The 23,727-nt window shown below is 67.9% G+C and carries 22 protein-coding genes and 5 pseudogenes; 12 read left to right on the top strand and 15 right to left on the bottom strand.

Annotated elements, in window-relative coordinates:
• Positions 1-13: 13 nt before the first annotated feature.
• A pseudogene (locus tag OG698_RS01970) lies at positions 14-211 on the bottom strand (transposase); the annotation flags it as partial.
• 204 nt (positions 212-415) lie between these two features.
• On the opposite strand from OG698_RS01970, the gene OG698_RS01965 reads away from it, so the two are divergent.
• Positions 416-631: a hypothetical protein gene (locus tag OG698_RS01965; RefSeq protein WP_406101002.1), complete on the top strand. Its 216-nt coding sequence runs from the start codon at positions 416-418 to the stop codon at positions 629-631.
• Positions 632-1,110: 479 nt separating this feature from the next.
• Here the strand turns inward: OG698_RS01965 and OG698_RS01960 are convergent.
• Positions 1,111-1,245 (bottom strand): annotated as a pseudogene (locus OG698_RS01960) (IS5/IS1182 family transposase); the annotation flags it as partial.
• Positions 1,246-1,353: 108 nt separating this feature from the next.
• Between OG698_RS01960 and OG698_RS01955 the strand changes: the two are divergent.
• Positions 1,354-2,157 (top strand): NAD-dependent epimerase/dehydratase family protein, encoded by an 804-nt coding sequence (locus OG698_RS01955; protein ID WP_406101000.1) that lies wholly within the window; start codon positions 1,354-1,356, stop codon positions 2,155-2,157.
• Positions 2,158-2,232: 75 nt separating this feature from the next.
• Here OG698_RS01955 and OG698_RS01950 read toward each other — a convergent pair.
• Positions 2,233-2,343, bottom strand: a pseudogene (locus OG698_RS01950) (IS5/IS1182 family transposase); the annotation flags it as partial.
• Between the two features lie 127 nt (positions 2,344-2,470).
• Between OG698_RS01950 and OG698_RS01945 the strand changes: the two are divergent.
• The 3 genes from OG698_RS01945 (at position 2,471) to OG698_RS01935 (ending at position 4,256) form a co-directional block, all read left to right on the top strand.
• Positions 2,471-3,316 carry a hypothetical protein gene (locus OG698_RS01945; protein WP_406100998.1) on the top strand — a complete coding sequence of 282 codons (846 nt, stop codon included), beginning with the start codon at positions 2,471-2,473 and terminating at the stop codon, positions 3,314-3,316.
• Between the two features lie 22 nt (positions 3,317-3,338).
• Entirely contained in the window at positions 3,339-3,476 is a 138-nt protein-coding gene (locus OG698_RS01940) for a hypothetical protein (RefSeq protein WP_406100997.1), read from the top strand.
• A 309-nt stretch (positions 3,477-3,785) separates the two neighbouring features.
• Positions 3,786-4,256: a DUF2871 domain-containing protein gene (locus OG698_RS01935; protein WP_406100996.1), complete on the top strand. Its 471-nt coding sequence runs from the start codon at positions 3,786-3,788 to the stop codon at positions 4,254-4,256.
• A gap of 244 nt (positions 4,257-4,500) precedes the next feature.
• Here the strand turns inward: OG698_RS01935 and OG698_RS01930 are convergent.
• Together OG698_RS01930 and OG698_RS01925 are read right to left on the bottom strand one after the other, a co-directional pair.
• Positions 4,501-4,677 (bottom strand): annotated as a pseudogene (locus tag OG698_RS01930) (transposase family protein); the annotation flags it as partial.
• 500 nt (positions 4,678-5,177) lie between these two features.
• On the bottom strand, positions 5,178-6,110 hold the full coding sequence (locus tag OG698_RS01925) for an alpha/beta fold hydrolase (RefSeq protein ID WP_406100995.1): 933 nt from the start codon (positions 6,108-6,110) through the stop codon (positions 5,178-5,180).
• 90 nt (positions 6,111-6,200) lie between these two features.
• Here OG698_RS01925 and OG698_RS01920 point away from each other — a divergent pair, with 90 nt between their 5' ends.
• On the top strand, positions 6,201-6,794 hold the full coding sequence (locus OG698_RS01920) for a TetR/AcrR family transcriptional regulator (protein WP_406100994.1): 594 nt from the start codon (positions 6,201-6,203) through the stop codon (positions 6,792-6,794).
• A 524-nt stretch (positions 6,795-7,318) separates the two neighbouring features.
• On the opposite strand, the gene OG698_RS01915 is transcribed toward OG698_RS01920, so the two are convergent.
• The 7 genes from OG698_RS01915 to OG698_RS01885 all read right to left on the bottom strand — a co-directional run bounded on the left by OG698_RS01915 (position 7,319) and on the right by OG698_RS01885 (position 13,401).
• Complete coding sequence (locus OG698_RS01915; protein WP_406100993.1) at positions 7,319-7,858, bottom strand: GNAT family N-acetyltransferase; 540 nt, start codon at positions 7,856-7,858, stop codon at positions 7,319-7,321.
• A 249-nt stretch (positions 7,859-8,107) separates the two neighbouring features.
• The gene (locus OG698_RS01910; protein ID WP_406110771.1) at positions 8,108-8,479 is read right to left on the bottom strand and encodes a transposase; all 372 of its coding nucleotides are present in this window, start codon (positions 8,477-8,479) and stop codon (positions 8,108-8,110) included.
• Between the two features lie 71 nt (positions 8,480-8,550).
• Complete coding sequence (locus OG698_RS01905) at positions 8,551-9,249, bottom strand: alpha/beta fold hydrolase (RefSeq protein WP_406100991.1); 699 nt, start codon at positions 9,247-9,249, stop codon at positions 8,551-8,553.
• A gap of 116 nt (positions 9,250-9,365) precedes the next feature.
• Positions 9,366-11,666: an ATP-binding protein gene (locus OG698_RS01900; RefSeq protein ID WP_406110770.1), complete on the bottom strand. Its 2,301-nt coding sequence runs from the start codon at positions 11,664-11,666 to the stop codon at positions 9,366-9,368.
• 348 nt (positions 11,667-12,014) lie between these two features.
• Positions 12,015-12,509, bottom strand: a complete 495-nt coding sequence (locus tag OG698_RS01895; RefSeq protein WP_406100989.1) for an SDR family NAD(P)-dependent oxidoreductase — start codon at positions 12,507-12,509, stop codon at positions 12,015-12,017.
• Positions 12,510-12,753: 244 nt separating this feature from the next.
• Positions 12,754-13,062 (bottom strand): hypothetical protein, encoded by a 309-nt coding sequence (locus OG698_RS01890; protein ID WP_406100987.1) that lies wholly within the window; start codon positions 13,060-13,062, stop codon positions 12,754-12,756.
• A gap of 198 nt (positions 13,063-13,260) precedes the next feature.
• Entirely contained in the window at positions 13,261-13,401 is a 141-nt protein-coding gene (locus OG698_RS01885; RefSeq protein WP_406100986.1) for a hypothetical protein, read from the bottom strand.
• Between the two features lie 233 nt (positions 13,402-13,634).
• On the opposite strand from OG698_RS01885, the gene OG698_RS01880 reads away from it, so the two are divergent.
• Genes OG698_RS01880 through OG698_RS01870 form a run of 3 tightly spaced genes read left to right on the top strand, consistent with a single transcriptional unit; the run spans position 13,635 to position 15,620 of the window.
• Complete coding sequence (locus OG698_RS01880) at positions 13,635-13,970, top strand: hypothetical protein (protein ID WP_406100985.1); 336 nt, start codon at positions 13,635-13,637, stop codon at positions 13,968-13,970.
• Positions 13,970-14,542 carry a helix-turn-helix domain-containing protein gene (locus tag OG698_RS01875; protein WP_399982554.1) on the top strand — a complete coding sequence of 191 codons (573 nt, stop codon included), beginning with the start codon at positions 13,970-13,972 and terminating at the stop codon, positions 14,540-14,542. The genes OG698_RS01880 and OG698_RS01875 overlap by 1 nt, the downstream gene beginning before the upstream one ends.
• 16 nt (positions 14,543-14,558) lie before the next feature.
• Entirely contained in the window at positions 14,559-15,620 is a 1,062-nt protein-coding gene (locus OG698_RS01870) for a threonine aldolase family protein (protein ID WP_406100984.1), read from the top strand.
• Positions 15,621-15,953: 333 nt separating this feature from the next.
• Here the strand turns inward: OG698_RS01870 and OG698_RS01865 are convergent, their stop codons facing one another.
• On the bottom strand, positions 15,954-17,786 hold the full coding sequence (locus OG698_RS01865; RefSeq protein ID WP_406100983.1) for a glycoside hydrolase family 15 protein: 1,833 nt from the start codon (positions 17,784-17,786) through the stop codon (positions 15,954-15,956).
• A gap of 481 nt (positions 17,787-18,267) precedes the next feature.
• Between OG698_RS01865 and OG698_RS01860 the strand changes: the two genes are divergently transcribed.
• Together OG698_RS01860 and OG698_RS01855 are read left to right on the top strand one after the other, a co-directional pair.
• Positions 18,268-18,696, top strand: coding sequence for a nitroreductase family deazaflavin-dependent oxidoreductase (locus tag OG698_RS01860; RefSeq protein WP_406100982.1), 429 nt, complete (start codon positions 18,268-18,270; stop codon positions 18,694-18,696).
• Between the two features lie 194 nt (positions 18,697-18,890).
• Complete coding sequence (locus OG698_RS01855) at positions 18,891-19,661, top strand: NADP-dependent oxidoreductase (protein ID WP_406100981.1); 771 nt, start codon at positions 18,891-18,893, stop codon at positions 19,659-19,661.
• A 910-nt stretch (positions 19,662-20,571) separates the two neighbouring features.
• Here the strand turns inward: OG698_RS01855 and OG698_RS01850 are convergent.
• Positions 20,572-21,147 (bottom strand): NADPH-dependent FMN reductase, encoded by a 576-nt coding sequence (locus OG698_RS01850; protein ID WP_406100980.1) that lies wholly within the window; start codon positions 21,145-21,147, stop codon positions 20,572-20,574.
• 304 nt (positions 21,148-21,451) lie between these two features.
• Between OG698_RS01850 and OG698_RS01845 the strand changes: the two are divergent.
• Positions 21,452-22,034 (top strand): annotated as a pseudogene (locus tag OG698_RS01845) (transposase family protein); the annotation flags it as partial.
• Between the two features lie 48 nt (positions 22,035-22,082).
• On the opposite strand, the gene OG698_RS01840 reads toward OG698_RS01845, so the two are convergent.
• On the bottom strand, positions 22,083-22,895 hold the full coding sequence (locus tag OG698_RS01840) for an alpha/beta fold hydrolase (RefSeq protein WP_406100979.1): 813 nt from the start codon (positions 22,893-22,895) through the stop codon (positions 22,083-22,085).
• Positions 22,896-23,727: the final 832 nt, after the last annotated feature.

The following is a 23,727-nucleotide window of genomic DNA, read 5'->3' as shown; positions in this document are numbered from 1 at the left end:
CTCTGCCCGTCGTGAAGCTGGAGGACCTTCTGGTGCAGCCGGCCCCGGACTCCGGCCCTGGACCAGATGACGAATCGGCGGTGCACGGTCGACTTCGAGGCCCGAAGCACGGAGGCAGAGTCCGCCAGGCACACCCGCTGACCAGCACGTAAATGATCGCGGCAAACACCGCCTCATCATCAATGTTCGCCACCCCGCCGCCCTGTGGCCGGGAGTCCTCGTCGATCGCCCGCACGAGCGCGTGAGCAAGGAATAGCGTCTGCAGGGTGTACTCGGGGCGGTACTAGTCGGGCGAGGCTTGGCACTCGAGATGGCGCCATCCGAGTGTGCTGCGGCTGTGTCGGGCCGCGATCGCCGGACTGATTGATCATGCTGAGCCCGAACCAGCACCATGCCCAGCGAAGGGGTGTTTAGCATGCCGAACGACTCAGTCGCACGCTTCCTGGCGGCCTTGGCACCCGAGGACAGGGAGACCGTCGTGGCCAGGCCCGGGGAGGAGCAGGAGCGGCTCGCCGCAGCCTGGGAACGGGAGTTGGAGGGGGATGACGAGCTTGATGTCCTCGACGAGGTGTCCCCGCCGGCAGCCGAGGCTGAGGCGGCTCGCCGCGTCCTTCGACAGGAGTCAGACTGACCCGTCTGATGGGCCGTCGTGCGGTAGTAAGTCGCAGATCGGTATTCGTTTCGGCCGCCTCTGCGATGAGACCCCGGTAATGATGGGGCCCCCTGCGAGGCAACGCACAGGGTGACGCAGCAGCATCCCGGCCTTCTCTTCGAGCAGAGCCACGACGAGGAGCTCGCCGTCCACCGGTCCGCAGTGCTCGAGCACGTCTTCGTGGGTCCGGCGGGCGGCGTCCGCGACGGAGTGAGGCGTGCCGAGTTGCGTGACTCCTCCCCGCCGGATGAATCCGGGGGGGCTCGAACTGCAACCTGGAGATCTGCCTCAAGAAGTCCGGTTCCGCGGCCTGTAACACCTTCGTGATCAACAACTCGACCTGAGCTCTGCCCACATGACCCGTCCCGCCGGCTGCTGGTGCGCCGCTTGCCGGAGCGAGTTCCTGCCGGCCTGAACGACTTGAGCGCGCGCACCGGCCCGGCCCCCGCCGTCGGGCGTCATCCGTGCAGCCACAGCCGTATCGCGGCCAGGGTGACCGTGCCGTGGAAGACGTACGCCCGCTTCTCGTAGCGGGTGGCCACGGCACGGCAGCCCTTGAACGTCAGGACGCTCCGTTCCACCTCGTTCCTGCGGGCCTAGCGCGCGGTCAAAGCCAAGTGGGACGGCCTTCGCGAATGCGGTCACCTGTCCAGTAGGACAGGCTCCAGGGTGTTGTTGAGGCCGAACTGGGGAGGCGAGCAGTGGGGCTCGGAACAGTGGTCGTCACCGGGGCAGCAGGGAATATTGGTTCGGTCGTGCGCCGGGCGTTGCGCAGTGAGGTTGGCCGCCTGGTCTTGCTCGACCGCGTTCCCTTCCAGGCCGAGGCCGCGAATGAGGTGACGCACAGCGTCGACCTTCGGGAAGCGGCCGCCGTCGAGGCTGCGCTCGCCGGTGCGGACGCCGTGCTCCATCTGGGCGGCCTGCCGGACGAAGCACCGCTTGAGCATCTCCTGGACGTCAACGTGCTGGGCACCCACCATGTCCTGGAGGCCGTCCGCCGCGTGGCGATTCCACGGGTCGTGCTGGCCAGCAGCAACCGCGTGAGCGGTTTCTATCCCACGGTCCATCGCACCGGCCCACAGGGGCCGGTGCGCCCCGACGGCCTATACGGGGTGAGCAAGGCAGCTGTCGAGGCCCTGGGGCGGCTGTATGCGGACAAGTTCGACGTTTCCGTGATCTGCCTGCGTATCGGCAGCTTCGAGGAGGCGCCCACCGAGCCGCGCCACCTGGCCACTTGGCTCAGCCCGCGCGATGCCGTCGGCTTCTGCCGCGCCGCACTCACCGCCCCGCTCTCCACGCGCTTTGCCACGGTGTACGCCGTCTCTGCCAACACCCGCAGCTTCTGGGAACTCCCCGCGGAGTCCGAACTGGCCTACACGCCCGTCGACAACGCTGAAACACATGCGTCGCACATCACCGACGCCGATGTCCCTGCCGATCCCGACCTTCCGCAATCCGGCCCGTACGCCCTGCCCGAGTTCACGTTGAAACACCTCCGGCCCTGACTAGCCCTTGGCCAACCGCTCGGGTGGTCCGGCGGCTCTCGAAGTGGGGAGCCGGCGCGAGCAATGGGGCGTGAGCTATCCGGTGCGGGCGAGGTTGTGAAGGCGTGCGATGCCTAGCATGGCCTGGTGGGCACTGTCGCCCTTGAGCCACCAGTGCCACAGGATCTTCCAGTTCTTCAGCCGGGACAAGGCACGCATCATCGCTCAGTGCTGCTGCCTGCCCTCCCGCGAACTGGCTGCACCCGTCCTGCAGGACCTCAAGGAGGCCGGCCGGCTCCAGAAGGTACGCCCCGGCTCCAACCCGATGGATCCGGTGGCCTGCACCGTGCAACGGTCCCTCAGGGATCTCGTACCCAAGCCCGACTACACCTTCCTCGGCAGCACGCAGGGGCGGACAGCCGTTTCCGGTGACGACGGCATCCCCGAGGACTGGGGCGGTCGCGGCTCCGATCTCCACGAGGGCGCGGAGGCCGTGAGGCACTGCGGACTTGACGCCGGGACGGGATGCGCGGGGCTGACGGCTATGGCGCTCAGGACGCTGGAGAACCACCAGACGCTGGAGGAGCTGCAGGTGAGCGTGGACGGGCGGACGGTCTACATCAAGGTCTATTCGTTCGACTCCCCCGAGAGCGCGACCGTCACTGCCAAGGCTATGACAGCCGCTGGACGCGAGGACGCCCAGGACTCCAAGCCTCTGCAGACAGAGACGGGCGCAGAGTACACGGACGCTCTCTCAGAAGAGATCTCGGAGGACGACTACAGCGCCAAGGTCGTTCTGAGGACCGGAGCGGTCGTCATCACCGCGTGGGGGACGGACTTGAAGGGCACCGCCGACATGCAGGAGATCGCGAAAGGCCGGGTCGACCGGGTGCTCAAGGTGGCCGCGGTAAGAGTCCCGACGCGTGAACCGCCTAGGGCGACCCGTGGCGACCGTTGGGCCCGAGTACCCCGCTACGCCGCCTGTCGGAGTCGGTGCGGTTCACGGTCGTCCGTGTGCCGTCGCTTCCATGGGATCAGTGACCACCCGGGGACACCGTCGGTGGCGGTCAGACGTGGGCATCCTGCGCGGTCCTGCTCAACGGGCCAGCATGCCAAGGCAGTTATGTTGGCCACGTATGGTCGCTTTGAGCGCCCGCAAGCAGCCTGGGGCCCGTGGTGAAGGGCTCGGCAAATTTCGGAGCGTGGCCTGCGTGCTCAAGGCCTACGGCGAGTATCTGGACCACGTCATGACCTGTGCGGCCTGCGTCGACCACGGCAGGTTGCGTGCCATGGGCAGGGGACTGCATCGTGCCTGCAAGGCTGTGGCGGAGAAGACCTGATGCGGACCGGCCCGCCACGCTCGGCGGAACCGGCTGCCGCCGCGAAAGCGCGGCACCGTCATTGTCGCCGTTCAACAGGCCTGCGGGCAGAGCGCGCTGGGGCGCTCGCGTGTGCGTCTCGTGCAGGTGTCGAGGACTGAGGTGCCCGCGTATGGGCGCGGCTGTGCAGGAAGATCGCGGAGGGACACCTTCGAGCGAGCTGGGACGCGCGTTCGTTTCGGTGAAACCACCTTGCGGGCCCGTTGAGGGCGCTTGAATGAACCGATCACATGCCGCGATCGTATGCGGCTCGACTCAGGGGGATGCGCTGTGCGGAGATCGTATTACGCGGCACACGTCTATATGATCGTGGGAGTCCTCTCGGGGCTCTTCTACCGGGAGTTCACGAAGATCAAGGACTTCAGCGGGGAGACGCAACTGGCTCTCATGCACACCCACTTGCTGGCCCTGGGCATGATCGTCTTCCTTGTCGTCCTCGTCCTCGACAAAGTCTTCCAGCTGTCAGGGACGCGGCTCTTCACCGCGTTCTTCTGGTTCTACAACGTCGGCATCGCCATCTCGACCGGGATGATGGGGGTACACGGAATCCTGACCGTGCTCGGCCGCGACGAGGACCACATTTCCGAGGCGGTGCCACTGACCGCCGGACTCGGACACATCCTGCTGACTGTCGGTCTCATCCTGTTGTTCGTCCTGCTCGGCAAGCGCGTCAGCGAGCACGCAAGGCGGCCTGAGGCGACCGAGACGAAGAACGACCAGGCCGAAGCCACGTCCGGGTGAGGGTTCTACGCTGTGCGCAGTCGGCGTCGCCGGCGGCAGGATCAGTGAGTGGGGGCAGCCATGTCCCACCCGCGACGTGGGCCTGCGAGCTGCCAAGAACGAGCAGTTGCCCGCCCGCATGCAGCCCCGGGCCCTGTGGCTCTCGTGTCGGCGCTGGAGGAGGTCAGGGGGATCCAGACGCAGTGCGTTACAACGGCGAACTGCGGGGTCTACGGCGCCTCCGATTGCGTTACGAACATCGGCTTCGCCGCCCAAGGGCTGTCCCGTAAATGATCTCCGCGCTGCTCCGAAGGGTTGGCTGGAGCGCGAGCATCGGCCCGAGGTGGGCGACGATGCGGTCCGCTGCCGACTTGGACACCCCAAAGAGTGGGGCGAGCTGATACATCGTCAAGTTCGTGCACCAGTACGCCGCGACCAGCAGAACGTGCTGAGCAGGGACGGCAGCGGACCGCCTGTCAGAGACTCGGCGCGCGGAACGGCTGGCGCTGCTGGAGCGGTTCATCGAGGTGTCGGCAGAAGCGGAATGCTGCGCTTGCACGCGGCCTTCCGGGTGGGGGACACCGATGATTGGTACCTCGACCCGGGACGTCATGTACAGGCTGTGGGTCGCGGATCGGCTCTCCGCATCCAGTTCCCTCAGCCCGTGCATGCCGCGCACCGCACTTCCTCGACCTCAACCGGACCCTCTGGCAAGGTTTGTCCGACGGTGAGAGCGTGCTGGACTACCTGGAGGGCAACCGGTCGGCTTTTCTCGACGCGGCCCGAGCGGTCATGGGGTAGACCATCACCGACGTCGAAGATCTTTTTCGGGACAGCCCTAGTTAACCGAACGGCGTTGCTGCTGGTACTGCTGGTACTGCTGGTACGGCTAGTTCGGCGAGGGTGCGGAGCATGTGGTGTTGGCGAACTCCCTGACACGCTCTACCCGACACGCGCGTCATCGATGAACACGGTCAACGCGTCCACGGTTGCGTCGGGCTGCTCGTCGGGAATGAAGTGCCCGGCTTCCGGGATGACGACGCCGGTCACGTTCTCTGCCCAGGGGCTGATGGAGGCGGCCATGTCGGGGATCGAGCCGTGAGAGCTGGAAATTCCCAGGACCGGGATGGTCAAGTGCCCTCGTCCGGGAGCGAGAGCGTCCTGGTTCTTGCGCGCTGATTCCGCGGCGTCGCGGAAGTAGGCGAGAGACGCTCGGAGCCCTCCCTCGGCTGCGATGGAGGCGGCGTAGTGGTCGATATCGGCACTGTCGAACGTGTTCGGGGACAGTGTCTTGACCCTCAGGAACCAGGCCACGTAGTCACGTTCGCGGCCGGTGATCAGCGTCTCGGGCAGTTCGGGCACCACGTGGAATGCCAAGTGCCAGGTCTTCCAGGCCCGTTCGGGGTCCGTTGGGATGGTGTCCGGGAGGGTGATTCCGGGAATGCCGGCGTCGAGCAGGGCGACGCCGTGCAGGCGGTCTTGGTACTTCAGGGCGAGCGAGAAGGCGACGCAGGCCCCGATGTCGTGGGCGACGAGCCAGTACTTCGGCACGTTGAGCGCGGTCAGCGCGGCCTGTACGCGCGAAGCGACGGTGTGAGTGTCGTAGCCCCCTTGGGGACGATCGGAGTGGCCCTGTCCCGGCAGGTCGATCGCGATCACGTGGAAGCGCTCGGCAAGGCGCGGCATCGCCTTGTGCCAAGCCCACCAGGTCTGCGGGAACCCGGCGAGCAGCACGACGGTGGGGCCGCTCGACCGACCGCCTTCCACGGCGTGAAGCCGGATCCCTTCCGCGTCGACCCAGCGGTGGGTGAAGCCCGCGAGGTCGCACAGCGGCAGCCCGCGGACATGGTTCTGGTCGACGGTGGCGTCGGTCATGCCTCCTGTCTAACATATCTTGGACTGTTCAGTTCAAGACAGGATGGGAAAGGCCACGATGGACTAGCTGAAGAACGGGGTGCATACGGGATGGCCGGGAAGAAGCAGTTCGACGTGGAAATCGCGATCCACGCGGCGATGGTCCAGTTCTGGCGGTCCGGGTACGCCGACACCTCGCTCGACGACCTCTCCAAGGCGACCGGATTGAACCGAAGTTCCATCTACTCCTCCTTCGGCGACAAAGACGCGCTCTACCTGCGCTGCCTGGACCGCTACGCCGTCCGGTATGGAGACAGGTACGAACAGGCGCTTGCCTCCGGTACGTCCGGGGAACCGCTGCGGGCGATAGAGGCGTTTTTCGAGGTCACCCTCCAACGCATCGCCGACCCCGATGTGCCGGACGGATGTCTGGTCGCTCAGACCGCGATGGCGACACCAGTACTCAGCCCCGCTATCGCCACGCGTGCGATCGAAGCTGTGGGGCTTCAGCGTGCGCGGCTGCGGACTGCCTTGAACACCGCGGAGTTGGCCGAGGGCGAGGCCGAGAACTACGCCATTCACATCACGGCGGTCAACCAGTCGCTGGCCGTGATGAGCAGGGCCAGGGCGAGTCAGAAGCAGCTCCGCACGATCGTCGACATCAGTATGAGCGCGCTCTCGCAGGTTTTGCACAGCCGGGGCTAGAGCCTGTCTCTTGGACCGTTCTCAGCGGCACACCCGGGTCGACGATCAATTGAACCGAAACGTGCGATCTGGCATCGCCATTTCGGTTGGGCTCGGCTGAGCTGGCCTGATTCGTTTGGGCGATGATTGTCGCTGCCTGTCGATGTGTGGATATCGCTGGGGCCCGACGTCGGCTCGAAGAACACCCCAAGGAGATAGACCCAACCGGACCCGCGACGAGGAACGAGCCCGTCGCCTCGGTGAGTTCCCCCGAGCCCTTACCCTCGCCCCACAACCGGCGGCACCGGCAACCGTCGACCCCCTGGCACCGACGGCCGTCCGGAGCTGTCCCCACTGCTACCAGCCTGTCACGAGCGTCGCCCTGCTTGCCCCTCAGGAATCCGCCCGCCCCACCATCACGAATCAGCCCGCCGACCTGCCGGTCGGCGGGCCCACAACGGGGCTTCGTCCACGAGTTTCGACAGCGCTGGGCTCCGTCCTGGCAGTGCCTGTCGCGTTGGGGCTCCGCGCCGTCGAGCACGAGCTCAAGCGGACGGCGTGACCGGGGACCGCAGGCCGAGCCACTGCTCGGCGCCCCAGGCCTGGAACCGCTCTACCTCGGTGAACCCGAGCTTCGCCGCGAGACGCATCGAGCCGACGTTGGCGGTCTGGGTGGTGAGCACCACCGGCTCGCCGGGAAGGACGCCGTCGAACCAGTCGAGCGCCGCCGCGCACGCCTCGGCGGCGTACCCGAATCCCCACGTACGCGGCAGGAACAGATAACCGAGATCGGCCTTCCCCGCAGCAGCCGGACGACGGTGCTCCGTTGCTCGCCTGAGCAGGATCTGGCCGATCATCGACCCGTCGAGATCAACGACGAAACTCCCGGGCCACCGCTCGGGTACCCCGGGCGTCTCGCGCTCAAGCTCGTCACGCGGCCGGGGGCCGCCGAGGTAGGTATGCACATCTGGCGACGACAGCAGCTCGATGAAGGCCGCGCGGTCCCGGGCCTCGGGCTCACGGAGCACGAGTCGCTCGGTCCTGATCGGGGCAGGTGGCCAGGCGACGGGTCCAAGTTCAGTCATGCCGACCAACCAATCAGCAGGATCGGCAGCGATCAAGGCTCGCGGACCGATCAACCCAACGGCCCGGGCCCCACACTCACCAACGGGGCCGTGCAGACCCGATCCGATCCAACCGCCAGTCACCAGGCAGGGCCAATCTTTACCTTTTGGTGATCAAGGAGCGCTCTCCGCTTCCCGTCTTCCCCAGACAGTTCAAAGACCAAGCATGTGGGGCGAGGAGCGGCCCAGGCCGGTGTTCAAAGATCCCCATCAAGGTAGATGTTGCGTAGCCAGGAGCCGCTGCGCGGGGTGTGGCGGCCGGACTCGTGCCGGCTCGCAGTCCGCCAGAGCCCGGTCACGGGTGGTTGTGTGGGCGGCGAAGACGCCGATCTGGTGGTTCTCGGTGTGGTCGGCGGTGCCGAAGTGCCGGCGCTGCGCGCCCGCAGAGATGGTGCTGTTCTCGGCGAAGCCGGTGTCGTTGAGGATGAGTACCCCGCCGTCCTCGCCGAGCTTGTCGGCAGCCTGTGTCTGCAGGTTGTCGTGGATGTCGTCGGCATTCCAGGTTGCCCCGTTCAGCAGCCGCCGCATCCGTCCAAGGCCGCATCCGCAAGGCCGTCCATCACGCTGAGAGGCTGCCCGGATCGTGGTCTACGCCGCTCCCGTGTCGTTCGGGCGCAGGTGCCGCCCGGACGACACGGGAGCGCGAGTGCCTGCTAGGACTGGCGGCCCTGGCCTTCGGCGGCCTGGGTGATGACGGCAGCTACCGTTGCCGCGCGGGAGACGTAGACGGCGTGGCTTCCCGGGGTTTCGGTGACGGTCGCGCCGGCTCGCTCGGACATGGCTCGCTGGGCGGGTGGCGGGATCATCCGGTCGTCGGTGGCGACCAGGTACCAGGACGGCTTGGTCCGCCAGGCCGGTTCGGAGACCGTGCCACCGAGGGCGTCGACGCCCCATGGGACCTGGGAGTCGGCCATGAACGCGGCCTGCGCCTCGGGCACGTCGGCGGCGAACGATGCCGCGAACTTGTCGCGGTCGAGGAAGAGGAATCCGTCCTTGGGCGGCAGGATCGGCGGGACGGGTGCGCCGGGCGGCGGGTCGGCGATCAGGGTGTTGACCGACTCGTCCTTGTCGGGGGCGAACGCGGCGATGTAGGCGAGCGCGGCGACGTTGGGGTGGTTTCCGGCTTCGGTGATGACGGCGCCGCCGTAGGAGTGGCCGACGAGAACGGCCGGGCCGTCGAGACTGTCGAGGACCTGATGGGTGGCAGCGACGTCACCGGCAAGCGACAGGGTCGGGTTCTGTACGACGGCCACCTTGTAGCCGTCGGCCGTCAGTTGCTCGTAGACGCCTTGCCAGCCCGACCCGTCCACGAAGCCACCGTGCACGAGCACGATGTTCCTGATTGCCGTCATGGTCACTCCTGACGTGGATGGACGGGCGCCCGCGCCCGTCCTGTGCAGCCAAGTCAAGTCGCGTGCAAGCGGCCACGCCATGCAGAACAGCACGCAGAAGTTCTGCGCATATCGGCTCAGGTGGCTTCAGTCCGTTGGGCGGTCGCCAGGTGGTGGCAGCGGCTGTGCGCCTCGTCGTCGCCGATCGCCTCGAACACCTCTGCCGCACGCGCGTAGGCTCGGCACCCCTCGCCGGTCAGGCCCTCCTCGGCAAGCAGGGCCGCGAGTGTCTCCAGAGCCCCGGCCTGCACATAGTTGGAATCGAACTGCTCCATGAGAGCGGTCGCCTCTGTGAGCATGGGTATCGCCTCGCCAGGGCGGCCGAGCAGCCCCAGACACCGGCCGATGACGGAGAGCGTGTGCGGCCGAAGATGGACAGCGATGCTCGGTGTCATCCCGGATTCGTCGTCGCTCACCAGGGCGAGCACTTCGCGGTATCGCTCCAGGGCTTCGTCGTAGCGCCCGTCGTCACGGAGGCAGTGACCGAGGTTGGTGATGCACGCATGGTAGGAATCGGTGTCACCGATGGACTTGAACATCTCCGCCGCCTGGGACGCCGAGGCAGCGGCTTCATCGAGTCGTCCGAGCTTGCGGAGCGCGATCGCGGTGTAGTGATGCGACCAGGCGATCTGCACCGTGGCGCCGCTCCGGACGGCGAGGTCCAACGCCTCCTCCGCGTACCGCAGCATGGTTTGCGGGCTTTCCATCTGGATTCCATGGACCCAGGCCAGATAGTTGAGCTGGGTCGCGTGCTGGGCCGGATCAGCCAGAGCGGCAGCGGCCTGCGCGCCGAGGGTGAACACGTCGTGCCAGTGCGGGCCATGGATCCACCGGTCGGAGAACCAGTGCGTCGACTCGGCGCAGTCGAGGACGGCGGCTTGTTGACCGCTGCTCGCCGCACGTCGCATCGCAGTCAGCCAGTTGTCCACGTTCACACGCAGCCACACTTCGGCTTGCTCCGGTGAGGACAGGGCGGCGAGGTCGGCATCAGGCCGGTCGGGACGGCCGTAGGCCGGTTCGAACCACCGCCCGGCCGTCGTGGCCATCCGCAGCAGCCACGACGTCACCCTGGCGGTGAGCGCCTCGCGCTCTACCGAGCTCTCCTCCGCCTCGAGCCGCTCGCGAGCGAAGAGCCGCACGAGGTCGTGGAAGCGGTAACGGCCCGATGTGCTGTCCTGCAGCAGGCCGAGGTCGACGAGTTCGTCCAGCGCGCTCCAGGCATCCTCGATCGAGATCCCGCCGACAACTCCCGCGAGGGCGGCGTCGAAGTCCCGGCCGGGCACCACTGCCAGCCGCCGGAAGACCCGCCGGGCGGAAGCAGCCAGCTGTTCATAGGACATCCCGAACGCGTTGGCGATCTTGAGGTCGCCTGCCTTGAACTGATCGAGACGGCGCTCCTCATCCGACAGCCGGGCGGCGAGTTCGGCGGCACTCCACCCGGGCCGACTGGCCAGCCGGTTTCCGATGATGCGCAGCGCCAGCGGCAGCCCACCGCACAACTGAGCGAGCCGGGTAAGCGCCGGCTCCCCGTCCGAGGCGGAACGCTCACCCACGATCCGGGCCAGCAGCTGCGTGGCCTCCGTCAAGGGCAGCGGCCCCAGAGCTAGCCGGCGGACGCCCTCAAGGCCGGCCAGCAACCGCCGACTTGTGACCAGAGCCCGGCCCGCGCCCTCTGCTGGTAACAGCGGGCGGACCTGCTCCTCGGACGCGGCGTTGTCGAGGACGACCAGGACATGTCTGTCTCGCAGCAATGAGCGGTACAGGAACCTTCGACCTTGGGTGTCGGCCGGTATGTGCTGGTCCGCTACGCCGAGGGCGCCAATCACCAGCCTCAGGGCGTCGTCGATGGCGAGAGGCCGCTGCGACATGCCGAACAGATCGAGGAAGAACACTCCGTCGGGAAAGCTTGGTCGTAAGGCGTGGGCGAAGCGGACGGCGAAGGTCGTCTTGCCTGACCCTGCGGAGCCGGTGATGAGCCCGACCACGGAGGCAACGGGGGAGTGTTCGGCGTGAATGAGATCATCGATCCAGACCAGTTCCTCGGCGCGGCCGGTGAAGTCGTCCACGGACCGAGGTAGCTCACGCAGGCCTGTCGGACGGGTCCAGTGATCTCGTAGGCGGCCGTCTCGCGCAAGCTCGAGGAGCTGTTTGCGGGCGCCGCTCTCCAGCGCGAGCGCGTCCGCCAGGGCGGTAACGGTCCGGTTCTGAGGCCCTTTGCTCCGCCCGCGCTCGAGGTCCGACAAGGTCCGTACGCTGACTCCTGAGGCAGCGGCGAGCGCCTCCAACGTCAGGCGGGCTGCGCGCCGATGGCGGCGCAGTAACTCCGCGAAGTTCGGACGCTCGGAGATGGAGCCACTCCCTCTCGGCCATATGGGCATTTGAACCGCTTCGAACGGATGAAGCCTACTCAGGCGGCCACGGCACGCACGGTGTTTTGACCGCGAACCCATGCGCATTCGCCGGGCGAGCTGCAAGGCGGCGCGGCAGAACCTTGGGAGTCCCTGCATCCAGCCGTCAGATGACCTGCACCACAGACCCCACCGATGTCATCCACTGGCCCGGCGTCGCGCGCAGGGGGATGGCGAGCGGCGCTGTGTCCCGGTTTCGTCTTTCGTCGAAGGCCGCTTTGGGCAGAGCCTGGTCGCGCGAGGTGAGGTTTCCGACGAGTTCCGGGCCGCCGTCGACGGTGAGGGTCTGGCCGGCGAGTCAGGTGGTGTCCGGGTCGGTCAGGCGCAGGATCCAGTCGGCGACCTCTTCGGGTTCGGCGCGGCGGCCCAGGGGGATGAGGGCGGCCTCTTGCTGTTTGGCGTGATCGATGACGGCTTCGGGAGACCGGCGGCGGCCACGGCCTCGCTTTCGGTCGGGCCGGGAGCAACGGCGTTGACGCGGATGTCGTCGGCCGCCAGTTCCACCGCCCAGGTGCGGGTCAGCTGTTCGAGGGCGGCCTCGGACGCCCCGTGGTCGGCGGCAACGGGGTTGGGCCGGTAGCCGTGGGTGCTGGAGACGTTGACGATCGCGCCCCCGCTCCGGCGCAGGTGCGGCAGTGCCGCGTGCGCCGCAGGCTGGGCGCGATGACGTGAAGGTCGAACATGGCGTTGATGCCTATGGCGGTGGCGTCCGCCAGCGGCATGATGCGGACGGCACCCGCATTGTTGACCAGCACGGTTCAGCTGCCCCCACCGCTCGATCGCGGACGTGATGGCGGCGCTCAACGACCCCATCCGGATCGGCGTGGTCCGCGCACTGGCCGACGACCGCGAACACCCGTGGGGCAACCTGTGCACACCGGTCGCCTAGTCCATCCTCAGCTACGACATGCGCACACTCCGTGCCGCCGGCAATCATCCGCGGCAGCCAGGAAGGGACCCGCAGCTTCGTTCAACTGCGCCGCGATGACCCGGCCGCCCGGTTCCCCGGTTTGCTCGACGCCGCTCTCGCCGCCGCCGAACGCGACGGCGTCGGGGCTCAGGTGGGTATCGCCGAGGCCCCGTCCCCGGCTTGAGTCTCGCCCGGCACCCCGAGGTCCTGGCCGCCCAGACCGCGAACGTGCCAGGCGTTCTGGTTGCGCCCGCGGAGGTAGCGGTGCAACTGCCTCGTCTGGAACGCGTAGTTGACATCGCGGGAGTTGGAGAGGGGGTACTGCCGAAGCGGCCCGAAATACGCCTCGGCGGGGTTGTACAGGAGGCGTTGGTCGGGGTTGAGCGCAGCTCGTCCTGGTTCGGATCCGAGCGGCCCGAACGCGTCGAAAGCGGAGGCGAAGCGATGAATCGGCAAGGAGTGCGACGGTAAGGCTCGTCAGGGTCCGCAGTCTCACCGAGCGACCTGCGCATGCGCTGGGGGATCCGTGACGACATCCACACCTGGGATGCGCGGCGTGCGGAGTCGCTTCCCCTTGACCGCGACCCAGCGTTCGCTAAAACGAACGCTGGGTTCACTAGCTCGATGGTTCGGTATAGTGAACGTATGGTTCATTCAACCGAGGCTCTTCAGGTCGGCGCACAGGTCGGTGCCTACCTCGATGACACCTACCTGGAGCAGGTCGATACGCCGGTGGTCGCGGTCGGTGAGAGGGACGGGACGCCATGGGCAGCCGTCGAGCGCCGCCTGATCCATCCGCAGGGCGGGGGCCGGCCCGAAGCCCGTTGGCGGCTGAGGACACGGAGATCATCCCGGTCCGGCACCGCGAGTCGGGAGTGGTTGTGGCGATGGCGGCGGCAGCCTTCTGCTCTTCGCCGATGGGCAGAAAGTGCGAGCCAGGATCGACCTTCATGCCCGGAAAGTTCACGCGGCGCCGCACACGGCCGGACACCTCGTCGCCGTGGTCGGGCGGATGCAGGGGGTGGGAGATGGTCGGAAGCAACCATTTCCCTGGTCGGGCGGGCATCGAGTTCCAGGCGTCCCAGACGGAGGCGCGGCTGGCCGAGCTACCGGAAGGGCGGGAGGGGATGACTGCTGTGCTGCGTGCTGCGGCGGCAGCGGCGCGCGCCGACGATCTGCCGGTCTTCGCATGGTTTCTCGCCGACGGGTGGCGCGTGCGGCACCTGGACGCGCTGCACGCAGCGCAGTGCGGGGGCACGCACGTGCGCAGCCTCGGCGACCCGGCCGAAGTCGTGCTGCCGACACTGAAGGTCAAGAAGGGCCGCAGCCGCGTGTCCTGCACCGCGACGCAGGGGAGCCGCTGATGACGCCCCCGGCCGGTCGCCAGCCGGCGAGCAGTACCGCAGCCGCAGTCGGCGCGAAGATCCGCCTGCGCCGCCAGCAGCGCGGGATGAGCGCCGCGGAGATGGCCCGGCGAGCCGGGCTGAGCAAGGCCACGCTGTCGCAGCTGGAGGCCGGCAACGGCAATCCGACGATCGACACCCTGGATGCGATCGCGATCGCCCTGCGCATCCCGATCGCCGACCTGTTGGCGCGTGACGCCGATACCGGTCCGGTCTTCCGGCCGGCCACGGACCTGGAGCCGGGCGAGGTCTCCCGGGAGCTGCTGCGCCGCATCAGCAGCGGTAACAGCCTGGAGATCTGGCGGCTGCGCATTCCGTCCGAGACGGAGCTGCCCGGCGTCCCGCACGCAACCGGCACGATCGAGCACCTGCTCATCGCCACCGGGCACGTCACCGCCGGGCCCGTCGACGCCCCGCAGGACCTGGGCCCCGGCGACATGCTCGCCTTCGCCGGAGACGCCCCGCACTTCTACCGCACCGGCGCCGAGGAAGTGGACATCACCGTCGTCTTCGCCTCCCCCATCAGCACCTGACACCCAAGGACCCCTCATGAGCACCACCATCGCCACCACCCCCTCCAGCCGTGCCTTCATCAGCGACAACATGGCCGGCGCATCCCCGCAGATAGCCCGGGCCGTCGCCGAAGCGGCCGCCGGGCAAGTCCTGCCCTACGGCAACGACCCCTTCACCGACAGCGCCCGCCGCAGGCTCAGCGAGATCTTCGAGCGGGACGTCGATGTCTTCCCGGTCTCCACCGGATCCGCCGCCAACGGCCTGAGCCTGGCCGCCCTCACCCCGCCGTGGGGCAGCGTGCTCTCCCACCCCGACAGCCACATCAACACCGACGAATGCGGCGCTCCGGAGTTCTTCACCGGCGGAGCCAAGCTCGTCGGTGTTCCAGGCCCCGACAGCAAGATCGACCCCGAAGCGTTGCAGGCGGCGGTGGGCCGTCGGGCCGGTGACGTGCACAGCGTGCAGCCGTCCGTGGTGAGCCTCAGCCAGGCCACCGAGAGCGGCAGCGTCTACACCCTGGAGGAGATCCGCCGCCTGTCCGCCATCGCCAAGGACGCGGGGCTGGGCGTGCACATGGACGGCGCGCGCTTTGCCAACGCCCTTGACCATCTCGGTGCCACCGCGGCCGAGATGACCTGGAAGGCAGGCGTCGACGTCCTGTCCTTCGGCGCCACCAAGAACGGCGCGATGACCGCCGACGCCATCGTCTGCTTCGACCCCGCACTCGCCACCGAGCTCGCCTTCCGGGCCAAGCGCGCCGGCCAGCTCGCATCCAAGATGCGCTTCCACGCGGCCCAGATCGACGCGTACCTCACCGACGGCCTGTGGCTGCACAACGCCCGCCAGGCCAACGCGATGGCCACCCGCCTCGGCGACGGCCTCAAGGCCATCCCCGGCACCGGCCTGCTGGCCACGCCGCAGGCCAACATCCTTTTCTGCCGCCTGCCCCAGCAGGTCACCGAGGGACTCCTCGCCGAGGGATACGCCTTCTATCACGACCGCTGGGAACCGGGAATCGTCCGGTTCGTCACCGCCTTCTCCCACAGCGCCGAGGACATCGACCAGCTCCTCGACGCGGTCCGCCGCCACACCCGCTGACCGACGGCCGGGGCGCGTTCGGGTCAGGGCTCGCGGGTTGGCCCCCGCTCGACACCATCGCGAAGCTGGACCATTCGCAACCGTTCGCCGACGGCCGGTCCTGGAACGCCGGCCGCTGCCCCGACCTCCTTGCGCTGTGACCGGAAACGATCACTGGGTTGGTCGTGACCGGCACTGCGTCGGTTGGATGTGATGACACGTCCGACCGGCACGAGGAGCGATGGCAAGGCCGCTCCTGATCCGATGAGCCCGCAGTGGCGGGTCGGGCGGCGGAGAACTGCGGGCGGGCAGTCGGCGCCCGCGTCGGGCGCTGCGTCCGGCGGCGGTGCCGCGTCAGCCGAGTGCGCGGTCGAGGTTGAAGGCGGCGCTGATCAGCGAGAGGTGGGTGAAGGCCTGTGGGAAGTTGCCGAGTTGTTCTCCGGTCGGGCCGATCTCCTCTGCGAACAGACCGAGGTGGTTGGCGTAGGTGAGCATTTTCTCGAAGGCGAGCCTGGCCTCCTCCAATCGACCTGCGCGGGCCAGTGCCTCGACGTACCAGAAGGAGCAGATCGAGAACGTGCCCTCGGGGCCGTGCAGGCCGTCGGGGCTGGCGGCCGGGTCGTAGCGGTGGACCAGGGAGTCGGAGACCAGGTCTGCGGTGAGGGCGTCCAGGGTGGAGAGCCACTTGGGGTCGGTGGGCGCGATGAACTTGGCCATCGGCATCATCAGCAGCGAGGCGTCCAGCACGTCGCCGTCCAGCCCCTGGACGAACGCTCCTCGCTCGGCCGACCAGCCGCGCTGCATGATCTGCCGGTAGATCGCGTCCCGGGACTTCCGCCAGCGGGTCAGGTCCGCCGGGAGGCCCCGGCGGTTCGCCATGCGTATCGCGCGCTCCAGTGCCACCCAGCACATCAGCCGCGAGTACACGAAGTTCCGCCGGCCCGCGCGGGTCTCCCAGATTCCCTCGTCGGGCTGGTCCCAGTGCTCGCACAGCCAGTCCACCACGGCACCGACCTCGTCCCAGTGGTCGCTGCTGATCGGCTGTCCCCACTTGTCGTAGAGATAGATCGAGTCGATCAGCGCACCGTAGATGTCCAGCTGGAGCTGGCCGGTGGCGGCGTTGCCCACCCGGACCGGTGCGGAGCCGAGGTATCCCTCCAGGTGCGGAAGCTCGTACTCGGGCAGCTCGCTGCGCCCGTCGATGCCGTACATGATCTGCAACGGACCGCCCTCCCCTGTACCCCGCAGGATGCCCCGCTCGGAGATGAACCCCATGAACGCCTCGGCCTCCGAGGTGAACCCGAGGCGCAGCATCGCGTAGACGCAGAAGGCGGCGTCGCGGACCCAGACATAGCGGTAGTCCCAGTTGCGCTCGCCGCCGATCTGCTCGGGCAGGCTGGTGGTCGGTGCGGCGACGATCGCCCCGGTCGGCGCGTAGGTGAGCAGCTTCAGCACCAGAGCGGAGCGGTTCACCGTCTCCCGCCACCGGCCGTGGTAGCGCGAACCGGCCAGCCAGTGGCGCCAGAACCGGACGGTCGCCTCTGCCTGCTCCTGCGCCTCGGCGCGCGGGCACGACCGGGCCGGGACGTCGTCGCCGATCCGGTCGAGGGCGAACACGTTGGACTCGCCCTCAAGGAGTTTGAAGTGCGACCACACGTCCAGGCCGTCGCTTTCCAGGGGCGCGGTGGCGGTCAGCGCGAGCGTCAGTGACGGGGAGCGGAACACCGCCGTGTGGCCTTCGAGGTAGGTGGTGTGCGCTTCAGCGCCGTAGCCGAAGCGGGGGGCGATCCGCGCCCGGAACGGGAGGGTTCCGCGGACGCAGATCACCCGCCGGATCAGCCGGTGCCGGTCCGCCTCGCGCGACTCGTCGACCACGGGCATGAAGTCCTGGATCTCCGCCACCCCGTCCGCGGCGAAGAACCGCGTGATCAGCACGTTCGTGTCGGGGAAGTAGAACTGTCTGGTGCGGGTCGGGACCTCGGCGGCCAACTCGAACGACCCGCCCCGGTCGGCGTCGAGGATGGACCCGAAGACGCTGGGCGCATCGAAGCGCGGGCAGCAGTACCAGTCGATGGTTCCGTTCGTGCCGACCAGGGCGGTCGTACGAAGATCGCCGATAAGGCCGTGTTCGGGGATCGGTATGTAGCGGTTGTCGGTCTGCTCGAACCCCGTCGTGTCGAACGCCATGACGGCCTCCCTGCCGCTGCGGCGCGGGCCCGGAGATGAAGCCTTACCTTTCATGCTAAGCGGCTTTTGTGGAGTTTGCTGCTGGTCCTTGGAGGCGTGCGCATTGACGGTTCAGGGCTTGGTCGACCGGGGTGCCGGCGGCCTCGGTGGTGGTGCGGACGCGCTCGGGGTGGTTGGCGCCCTTGATCATCCAGGGCGGGGCGCACGGGGCTTCGTCGACGACACCATCCGCCTCACCCGTGGAGCTGCCGTCGCCGATGTCTCCCTCACCCTCGAAAACACCCCCGAGGTGCCCATGTCTTCCAGACCTGTCACGCGATCCTCGACGAAGCGATCGCGGCGCCGGACAGACCGGACAGCTCGTGCCAGCGATGTCTCCGGTGCGGCTCGCGTCACTGCCCAGCGCACGGCAGAACCCACTCTGTCCCTACAACTGATCCTCCCAGCGCCCAACCCGGGTCGTGAACGAAAGGAGTTCGACATGAGCGAAGCACTCGACTGGAACGCGAAGACCATCGCAGAGTTCCGAGCGAACGAGGGCAGGGTCGGCGGGGTCTTCGAGGGCGCTCCGCTGGTCATCGTCCATCACCGCGGCCGCAAGAGCGGGCAGGAGCACGTCAGCCCGATGATGTACCTCCCGCACGACACCGCGCCGGACATCGTCTACGTCTTCGCAAGCAAGGGCGGAGCACCCACCAACCCGGATTGGTACCGCAACCTGACCGCCGCCGGTGAGGGCACCATCGAACGCGGCACTGCGACCTACCAGGTGACCGTCCGCGAACTGATCGGTGCCGAACGCGACCGCATCTACGCCGAGCAAGCGCGGCGTTACCCCGGCTTTGCCGAGTACGCACGCCAGACTGCCGGAATCCGCATCATTCCCGTGCTCGAACTCCGGCGGGCGTAGCCCACACCCCGGTCAGCTTCAGCGAGTCGAAGGAGACAGATCATGCCCAAGGCGGTCAGGTACGACCGGTTCGGCGGGATCGACGTCTTGCGGGTCGAGGAGGTGGAACGCCCGGTGCCCGGTGATGGGCAGGTCCTCGTACGCGTGAAAGCGGCCGGCATCAACCCCAGTGAGGCGGTCTCCGCACGGGGGCGTTGGCGGACCTGTTCCCGTCGAGGTTCCCGTCCGGGCAGGGCAGCGACCTCGCCGGGGTCATCGAGGAGGTCGGCACTGGGGTTACTGGATTCTCGCCCGGCGACGAGGTATTCGGATTCACCCAGCAGCGGGCCTCCCAGGCCGAGCTGGTCCTGGTCGAGGCCGGTGACCTCACGCGCAAGCCGGAGAAGGTCTCATGGGAGGTGGCCGGCAGCCTGTACGTCGTCGGTGTCACCGCATGGGGGGCGGTCCACGCCGTCCGGCCCAAGGAGGGCGAGACCGTCGTCATCTCCGGAGCCGCCGGGGGAGTCGGCTCCCTCGCCGTCCAGCTCGCGCGCCGTACCGGGGCCACGGTCATCGGCCTGGCGAGCGAGAGCAACCACGAGTGGCTGGAGAGCCACGACGTGATCCCGGTCGCGTACGGTGACGGCGTAGCTGACCGCATCAGGGCCGCCGCGCCCAGCGGCGTGGACGCCTTCATCGACACCTTCGGCGACGGGTACGTCGAGCTGGCCCTCGCCCTCGGCGTCGCGACCGATCGGATCGACACCATCGCCGATTTCGCGGCCGCCGAGAAGCACGGGGTGAAGACCGACGGGGGGACCTCGGCCGGGCCGGGCGCCAAGGTGCTCGCCGAGCTCGCAGGCCTGATCACCGACGGACACCTCGAGGTGCCGATCGCGAACGTCTACCCGCTGGCGCAAGTCCGCGAGGCCTACACCGAGCTCGAACGCCGCCACACCCACGGCAAGATCGTCCTCAGGCCTTAGCCAAGACAGGACCTTCCTCAGGACCGTCCTTGCCGTCTGACATGCGTGCCCCGAGTTCAGCGAGTCCTGGGCCGATTGGAACCCAGGGGAAGCCTCCTCTTACGCCCCCAGCGTCATAGGAGGCAAGGGCGGCCCCCAGTAGCCGCTGAAGCCTCCGTGACAGCAGTGCGTGTGGGCCCCGGGACGCCCGACGGGTAATCATGAAGTCGCTGAGCTCTGTTCCACAAGACTTCGGCCCGCTGAGTCCCGACTCACGGACAGGCCGCAGGGTCTCTGGACGCCGGCTCCGTGGCTGTGTGGAGACACGGGCGCATCCCAGCCGCGATCATCACGGCCTGGCAGGCAGCCAACAGCGCCTGACCCAAGGTGCGCCGCCGAACCTGCCAGGGCTGCACTGAACGTCTTGGTGGTGCTGCCCAGACCATCCAGCAGGGCTGCGCCTGCCGTGTCCTGTTCTCGACTGACGACCGCCGGGCCGGGATGAGTCGGGCTCCAGTCGTGTCCAGCAGCGCGTCGACGGCGTCCGTGTCCGCCGCGCCGCCGTGGCAAGTCGCACATGAGTCCCGGTGGGACCGGGCCAGGCCTTCCGTAGCCGATCAACCGACAGCCGCACGGGGTTGCTGCTGCCCTTCTTCGGGGTGCGCTTGGCCACGGACGCCCCCCCCGGAAGCGGCACGGAACTGGAGCGGCGCCGAGCGCCGAACGCCGAGAACAACACGGGCTACGCCGTAACCCGTCGCAGAAATCAGGACGCAGGGCACGTCTCCGTAGATGACCAGCGCCCACTTGGTTGAGCTGGTCAAAGCTGTGGTGTGGGGGCGGCGGGGATCGAAGAGCGCCTTCCAGATCCCGCCGACCGCCGGTCGGCGGGATCTGAAGCTGGATGAGCCGACAGCCCCAGGCGGGCAGCTCAGGCGGCGACGGCCGCGGCCATGCGCAGCGGTGCGAGCGCGGTGCTCCAGGCGATGACCTGGTCGAGCATTGTGTTCAGGGCGAGCACGTTGTGGGCGCCGGGCTTGAAGACGCTGAAGTTCTCGAATTCGGTGATCATCGACAGTGCGACCTGCTGGCGTACGTCGGCCATCTGGAGCTCGGCGACGACGAGACGCAGGTGCTCGACGGCCCGCGCCCCGCCGACCCCGCCGTAGGACACGAAGCCGACCGCCTTGTTGTTCCACTCGGCGTAGAGGAAGTCGATGGCGTTCTTGAGCACGCCGGGGATGCCGTGGTTGTACTCCGGTGTCACGATGACGAACCCGTCGAACGACGCGATCTTGGCCGCCCATCGCTTGGTGTGCTCGTGCTGGTACTGACCGAACATCGGCGACAGAGGCTCGTCGAGGTGCGGCAAGGGATGGTCGCGGAGGTCGATGAGCTCAAAGGTGGCGTCGTCGCGGCGCGAGGCGATGTCGAGCACCCACTTCGCCACCTGTTCGCCGTTGCGGTTCGGGCGGGTGCTGCCGAGGATGATGCCGACCTTGAGCATGACGTTTGCCTTCTCATCCGCGGCGCTTCGTCACGGAAGTGCGTTGTCTGATAGATCGCATGCTGCGCAGATGATGTGTGCAACAACGAGTGGGCCGGTGTCATTCCTGTTATGAGCACCGAGACACCGGCCATGCCGGTCGGCGGTGTCGACGTCGCGGGGGACTTCGGTCCCTCCCTCCTCGTCCTGATGCGCGGGTACCGGACCGTCGTAGCATCAGCCCTCGATGAGGTCCCGCAGGGTGCCCGCGGCTACCAGCCACTCGCCGTCGTCGTCCGAGGTGACCAGCAAAATCAGCTCGCCCAGGCTCCCGGCGGGCCGCCAGGCACTGTTCGCCCTGGCCCATCTGCGCAGCGGCGACACCTACCATCAGCTCGCTGCCGGGTTCCGCATCGGCATCGCGACCGCCTACCACTTCATACGCGAGGCCATCGGCGTCCTGGCCGCCCTCGGCCCGCCCCGGCCCAGGCTATGAATACAGCACGGACGAAGGCCTTCGTGATCCTGGACGGCACGCTGCTGCCGATCGACCGGATCGCCGCAGACACCCCGTACGACTCCGGGAAACACAAGCGGGGCGACCGTGATCTGACCGCCGCAGGCACCCACGGGATCACCGACGCTCTTGCCGACACGGGTCCTGAACTGCTGGGCGGACAAGGCGTATCAGGGCGCCGACCGCCGCGTTCGGGTGCCGTTCCAAGGACGCAAGCTCAAGCGGTGGAAGCGACGCCACAACACCGCTCACGCCAAAATCCGCTGCGTCGGCGAACAGGCCATGGCCACCCTCAAAGGGCTGGCGACCGCTGCGGAAGCTCCGCTGCAGCACGAACCGGATCACCGACATCGTCAAAGGCGTCGTCGTACTTCACCACGCCTCAACGTGAGGTTGGAAACGGCTCAGTGCCTTCAGCTCATGGGCCGTCCCGGACGCTTCATGTGTGGAGAACTTGTTCCGCCATGTCCCGGATGGCGTTGGCCAGTGGTTCAGGAGCGGTGAGGTGGGCGATGTGTCCCTGGCCGGGAAGGGTGATGATCCGTGCGTTCGGCAGCGTTGCCGCCAGATCGGCCAGGCGCTCGCGCAAGTGGGCGGGGCTGAGGTCTCCTTCGATCAGGGTCGTCGGCGTGTCGAGGTTCGCGAAGCGATCAACGCCGACGCCGAGGGCGTCGATTGCCTCGTCGTCTGCGATCTGCGGCGCCGCGTAGGCGGCGAACGCCGCTTGCACTCGCTGGTCGGCGAACATCGCGTCGACCATGTTCGCGGGCATGCGGACGATGTCGCGCATGTGGATGCGCATCGCCTCGACCGGATCGCCCGCGTCGAGCGCGGCACGCGCGCGTACGCCCGCCGCGCCGGCGATCAACTCCCGGGTGGGCAAGGGAGGTTCGTACAGGAACAGTCCGGCGAACGCCGACGGGGCGAGCAGCGAGGCTTCCAGCGCGGCGACGGCGCCCGAGGAATGACCCACGAGAAGCACCGGGGAGTCGAGGAGTTCCGCGACGGCGACGATGTCAGCCGCCTCGACGGCCATCGAGTGGGGTGGCGCAATGTCTGTGCCTGGTCCGGGAGCGTAGATCCGTCGGTGGATCCTGACGACGCGAAAGTCGTCGGTCAGTTGGCGGGTGACGCCGTCCCAGGTTGTCGCGTCTCCGCCACCCGGGTGCACCACCAGCAGGTTCGGCCCGGATCCGTCGTCGAGAGCGGTGATGGGGTGGGCGTCATCAGATGACGCGAGAAGCTCAGCCATGCGCACAAGTTTGTTACGTGTCGGCCGACATCGCACCGAAAGATTGCGAAATTCTGTGCTGCCGACAGCGGTCGGCCGCCCTGGCCGGCGGGAACCGCGCGGCGGTGATCTTCCAACCGGCCCCGGCCCCGGCACCCGTCAACGCGAGCCGCAACCTGGCGAACCATCGCGGGTCAGAGCACCAGTTGCGCGGTGGATGCGACGCCTGCTGCGGTCACGCATCCAGTCGAGTGCGACATGGGGCCAGCGGCGTTCATGGGCTGAGCGCGGCGGGCGATGGACGGAGTAGAGCGAGAGCCGCAGGCGCGTCGTTTTGGGCGAAACAGCCATTGGCGCCCTGCATCAGCTTGAGGCACGGCGCCGTAGGCGAACGGCATGTCCACCAGACCCGGGGCCTCGGCGGGGTGTGACAGTCGCCTGCGCCGCGGTTGGTTCATGTTGCCGTCTTCTTGGCGGGCACCGCGCCGAGCCTCCGCTGGGCGAGCTGCTTACAACTCACCGCTCCACTGCTCGTGTTCCCTGGTGAGAAGTGCCTCGTAGACTCGTCGGTGTCATACGGATTCGACCCAGACCGCGACGAGTCCGCCGAAAGTCTCGGTGCTGTTGATGCCGAGCGTCTCGTCGAGGCACGTTGCGGACTGACCGCAGGCCGAAGCGGACGTCGTCGCCGGGTGACTTGCGTTTTTCGGCGCTGAAGTGGTCAGACATGGCGGCTTCTTGGTGGTGATTGCCCGGTCGTGCCGATCTTCCGGCCAGGTCGATCATTTGACTGCACGTGGTCTGCGCTCCCCGCAGCGAGGAGTGGCGATGAGAGTCGAGGCAGAGGGGGTCC

The organism is Streptomyces sp. NBC_01003 (assembly GCF_045162695.1).
In the GTDB taxonomy this organism is placed as follows: domain Bacteria; phylum Actinomycetota; class Actinomycetes; order Streptomycetales; family Streptomycetaceae; genus Streptomyces.
This window is presented reverse-complemented; position numbering and strand designations above follow the sequence as displayed.

What these genes read in the sequence shown, in the direction of transcription:
- OG698_RS01915 (WP_406100993.1), bottom strand. Translation starts at nt 7,858, where the DNA reads ATGACTGAACTTGGACCCGTCGCCTGGCCACCTGCCCCGATCAGGACC.
- OG698_RS01925 (WP_406100995.1), bottom strand. Translation starts at nt 6,110, where the DNA reads ATGACCGACGCCACCGTCGACCAGAACCATGTCCGCGGGCTGCCGCTG.
- OG698_RS01875 (WP_399982554.1), top strand. Translation starts at nt 13,970, where the DNA reads ATGACGCCCCCGGCCGGTCGCCAGCCGGCGAGCAGTACCGCAGCCGCA.
- OG698_RS01850 (WP_406100980.1), bottom strand. Translation starts at nt 21,147, where the DNA reads ATGCTCAAGGTCGGCATCATCCTCGGCAGCACCCGCCCGAACCGCAAC.
- OG698_RS01860 (WP_406100982.1), top strand. Translation starts at nt 18,268, where the DNA reads ATGAGCGAAGCACTCGACTGGAACGCGAAGACCATCGCAGAGTTCCGA.
- OG698_RS01965 (WP_406101002.1), top strand. Translation starts at nt 416, where the DNA reads ATGCCGAACGACTCAGTCGCACGCTTCCTGGCGGCCTTGGCACCCGAG.
- OG698_RS01920 (WP_406100994.1), top strand. Translation starts at nt 6,201, where the DNA reads ATGGCCGGGAAGAAGCAGTTCGACGTGGAAATCGCGATCCACGCGGCG.
- OG698_RS01865 (WP_406100983.1), bottom strand. Translation starts at nt 17,786, where the DNA reads ATGGCGTTCGACACGACGGGGTTCGAGCAGACCGACAACCGCTACATA.
- OG698_RS01870 (WP_406100984.1), top strand. Translation starts at nt 14,559, where the DNA reads ATGAGCACCACCATCGCCACCACCCCCTCCAGCCGTGCCTTCATCAGC.
- OG698_RS01895 (WP_406100989.1), bottom strand. Translation starts at nt 12,509, where the DNA reads ATGGGGTCGTTGAGCGCCGCCATCACGTCCGCGATCGAGCGGTGGGGG.
- OG698_RS01885 (WP_406100986.1), bottom strand. Translation starts at nt 13,401, where the DNA reads ATGGATCAGGCGGCGCTCGACGGCTGCCCATGGCGTCCCGTCCCTCTC.
- OG698_RS01905 (WP_406100991.1), bottom strand. Translation starts at nt 9,249, where the DNA reads ATGACGGCAATCAGGAACATCGTGCTCGTGCACGGTGGCTTCGTGGAC.
- OG698_RS01900 (WP_406110770.1), bottom strand. Translation starts at nt 11,666, where the DNA reads ATGCCCATATGGCCGAGAGGGAGTGGCTCCATCTCCGAGCGTCCGAAC.
- OG698_RS01840 (WP_406100979.1), bottom strand. Translation starts at nt 22,895, where the DNA reads ATGGCTGAGCTTCTCGCGTCATCTGATGACGCCCACCCCATCACCGCT.
- OG698_RS01880 (WP_406100985.1), top strand. Translation starts at nt 13,635, where the DNA reads ATGGTCGGAAGCAACCATTTCCCTGGTCGGGCGGGCATCGAGTTCCAG.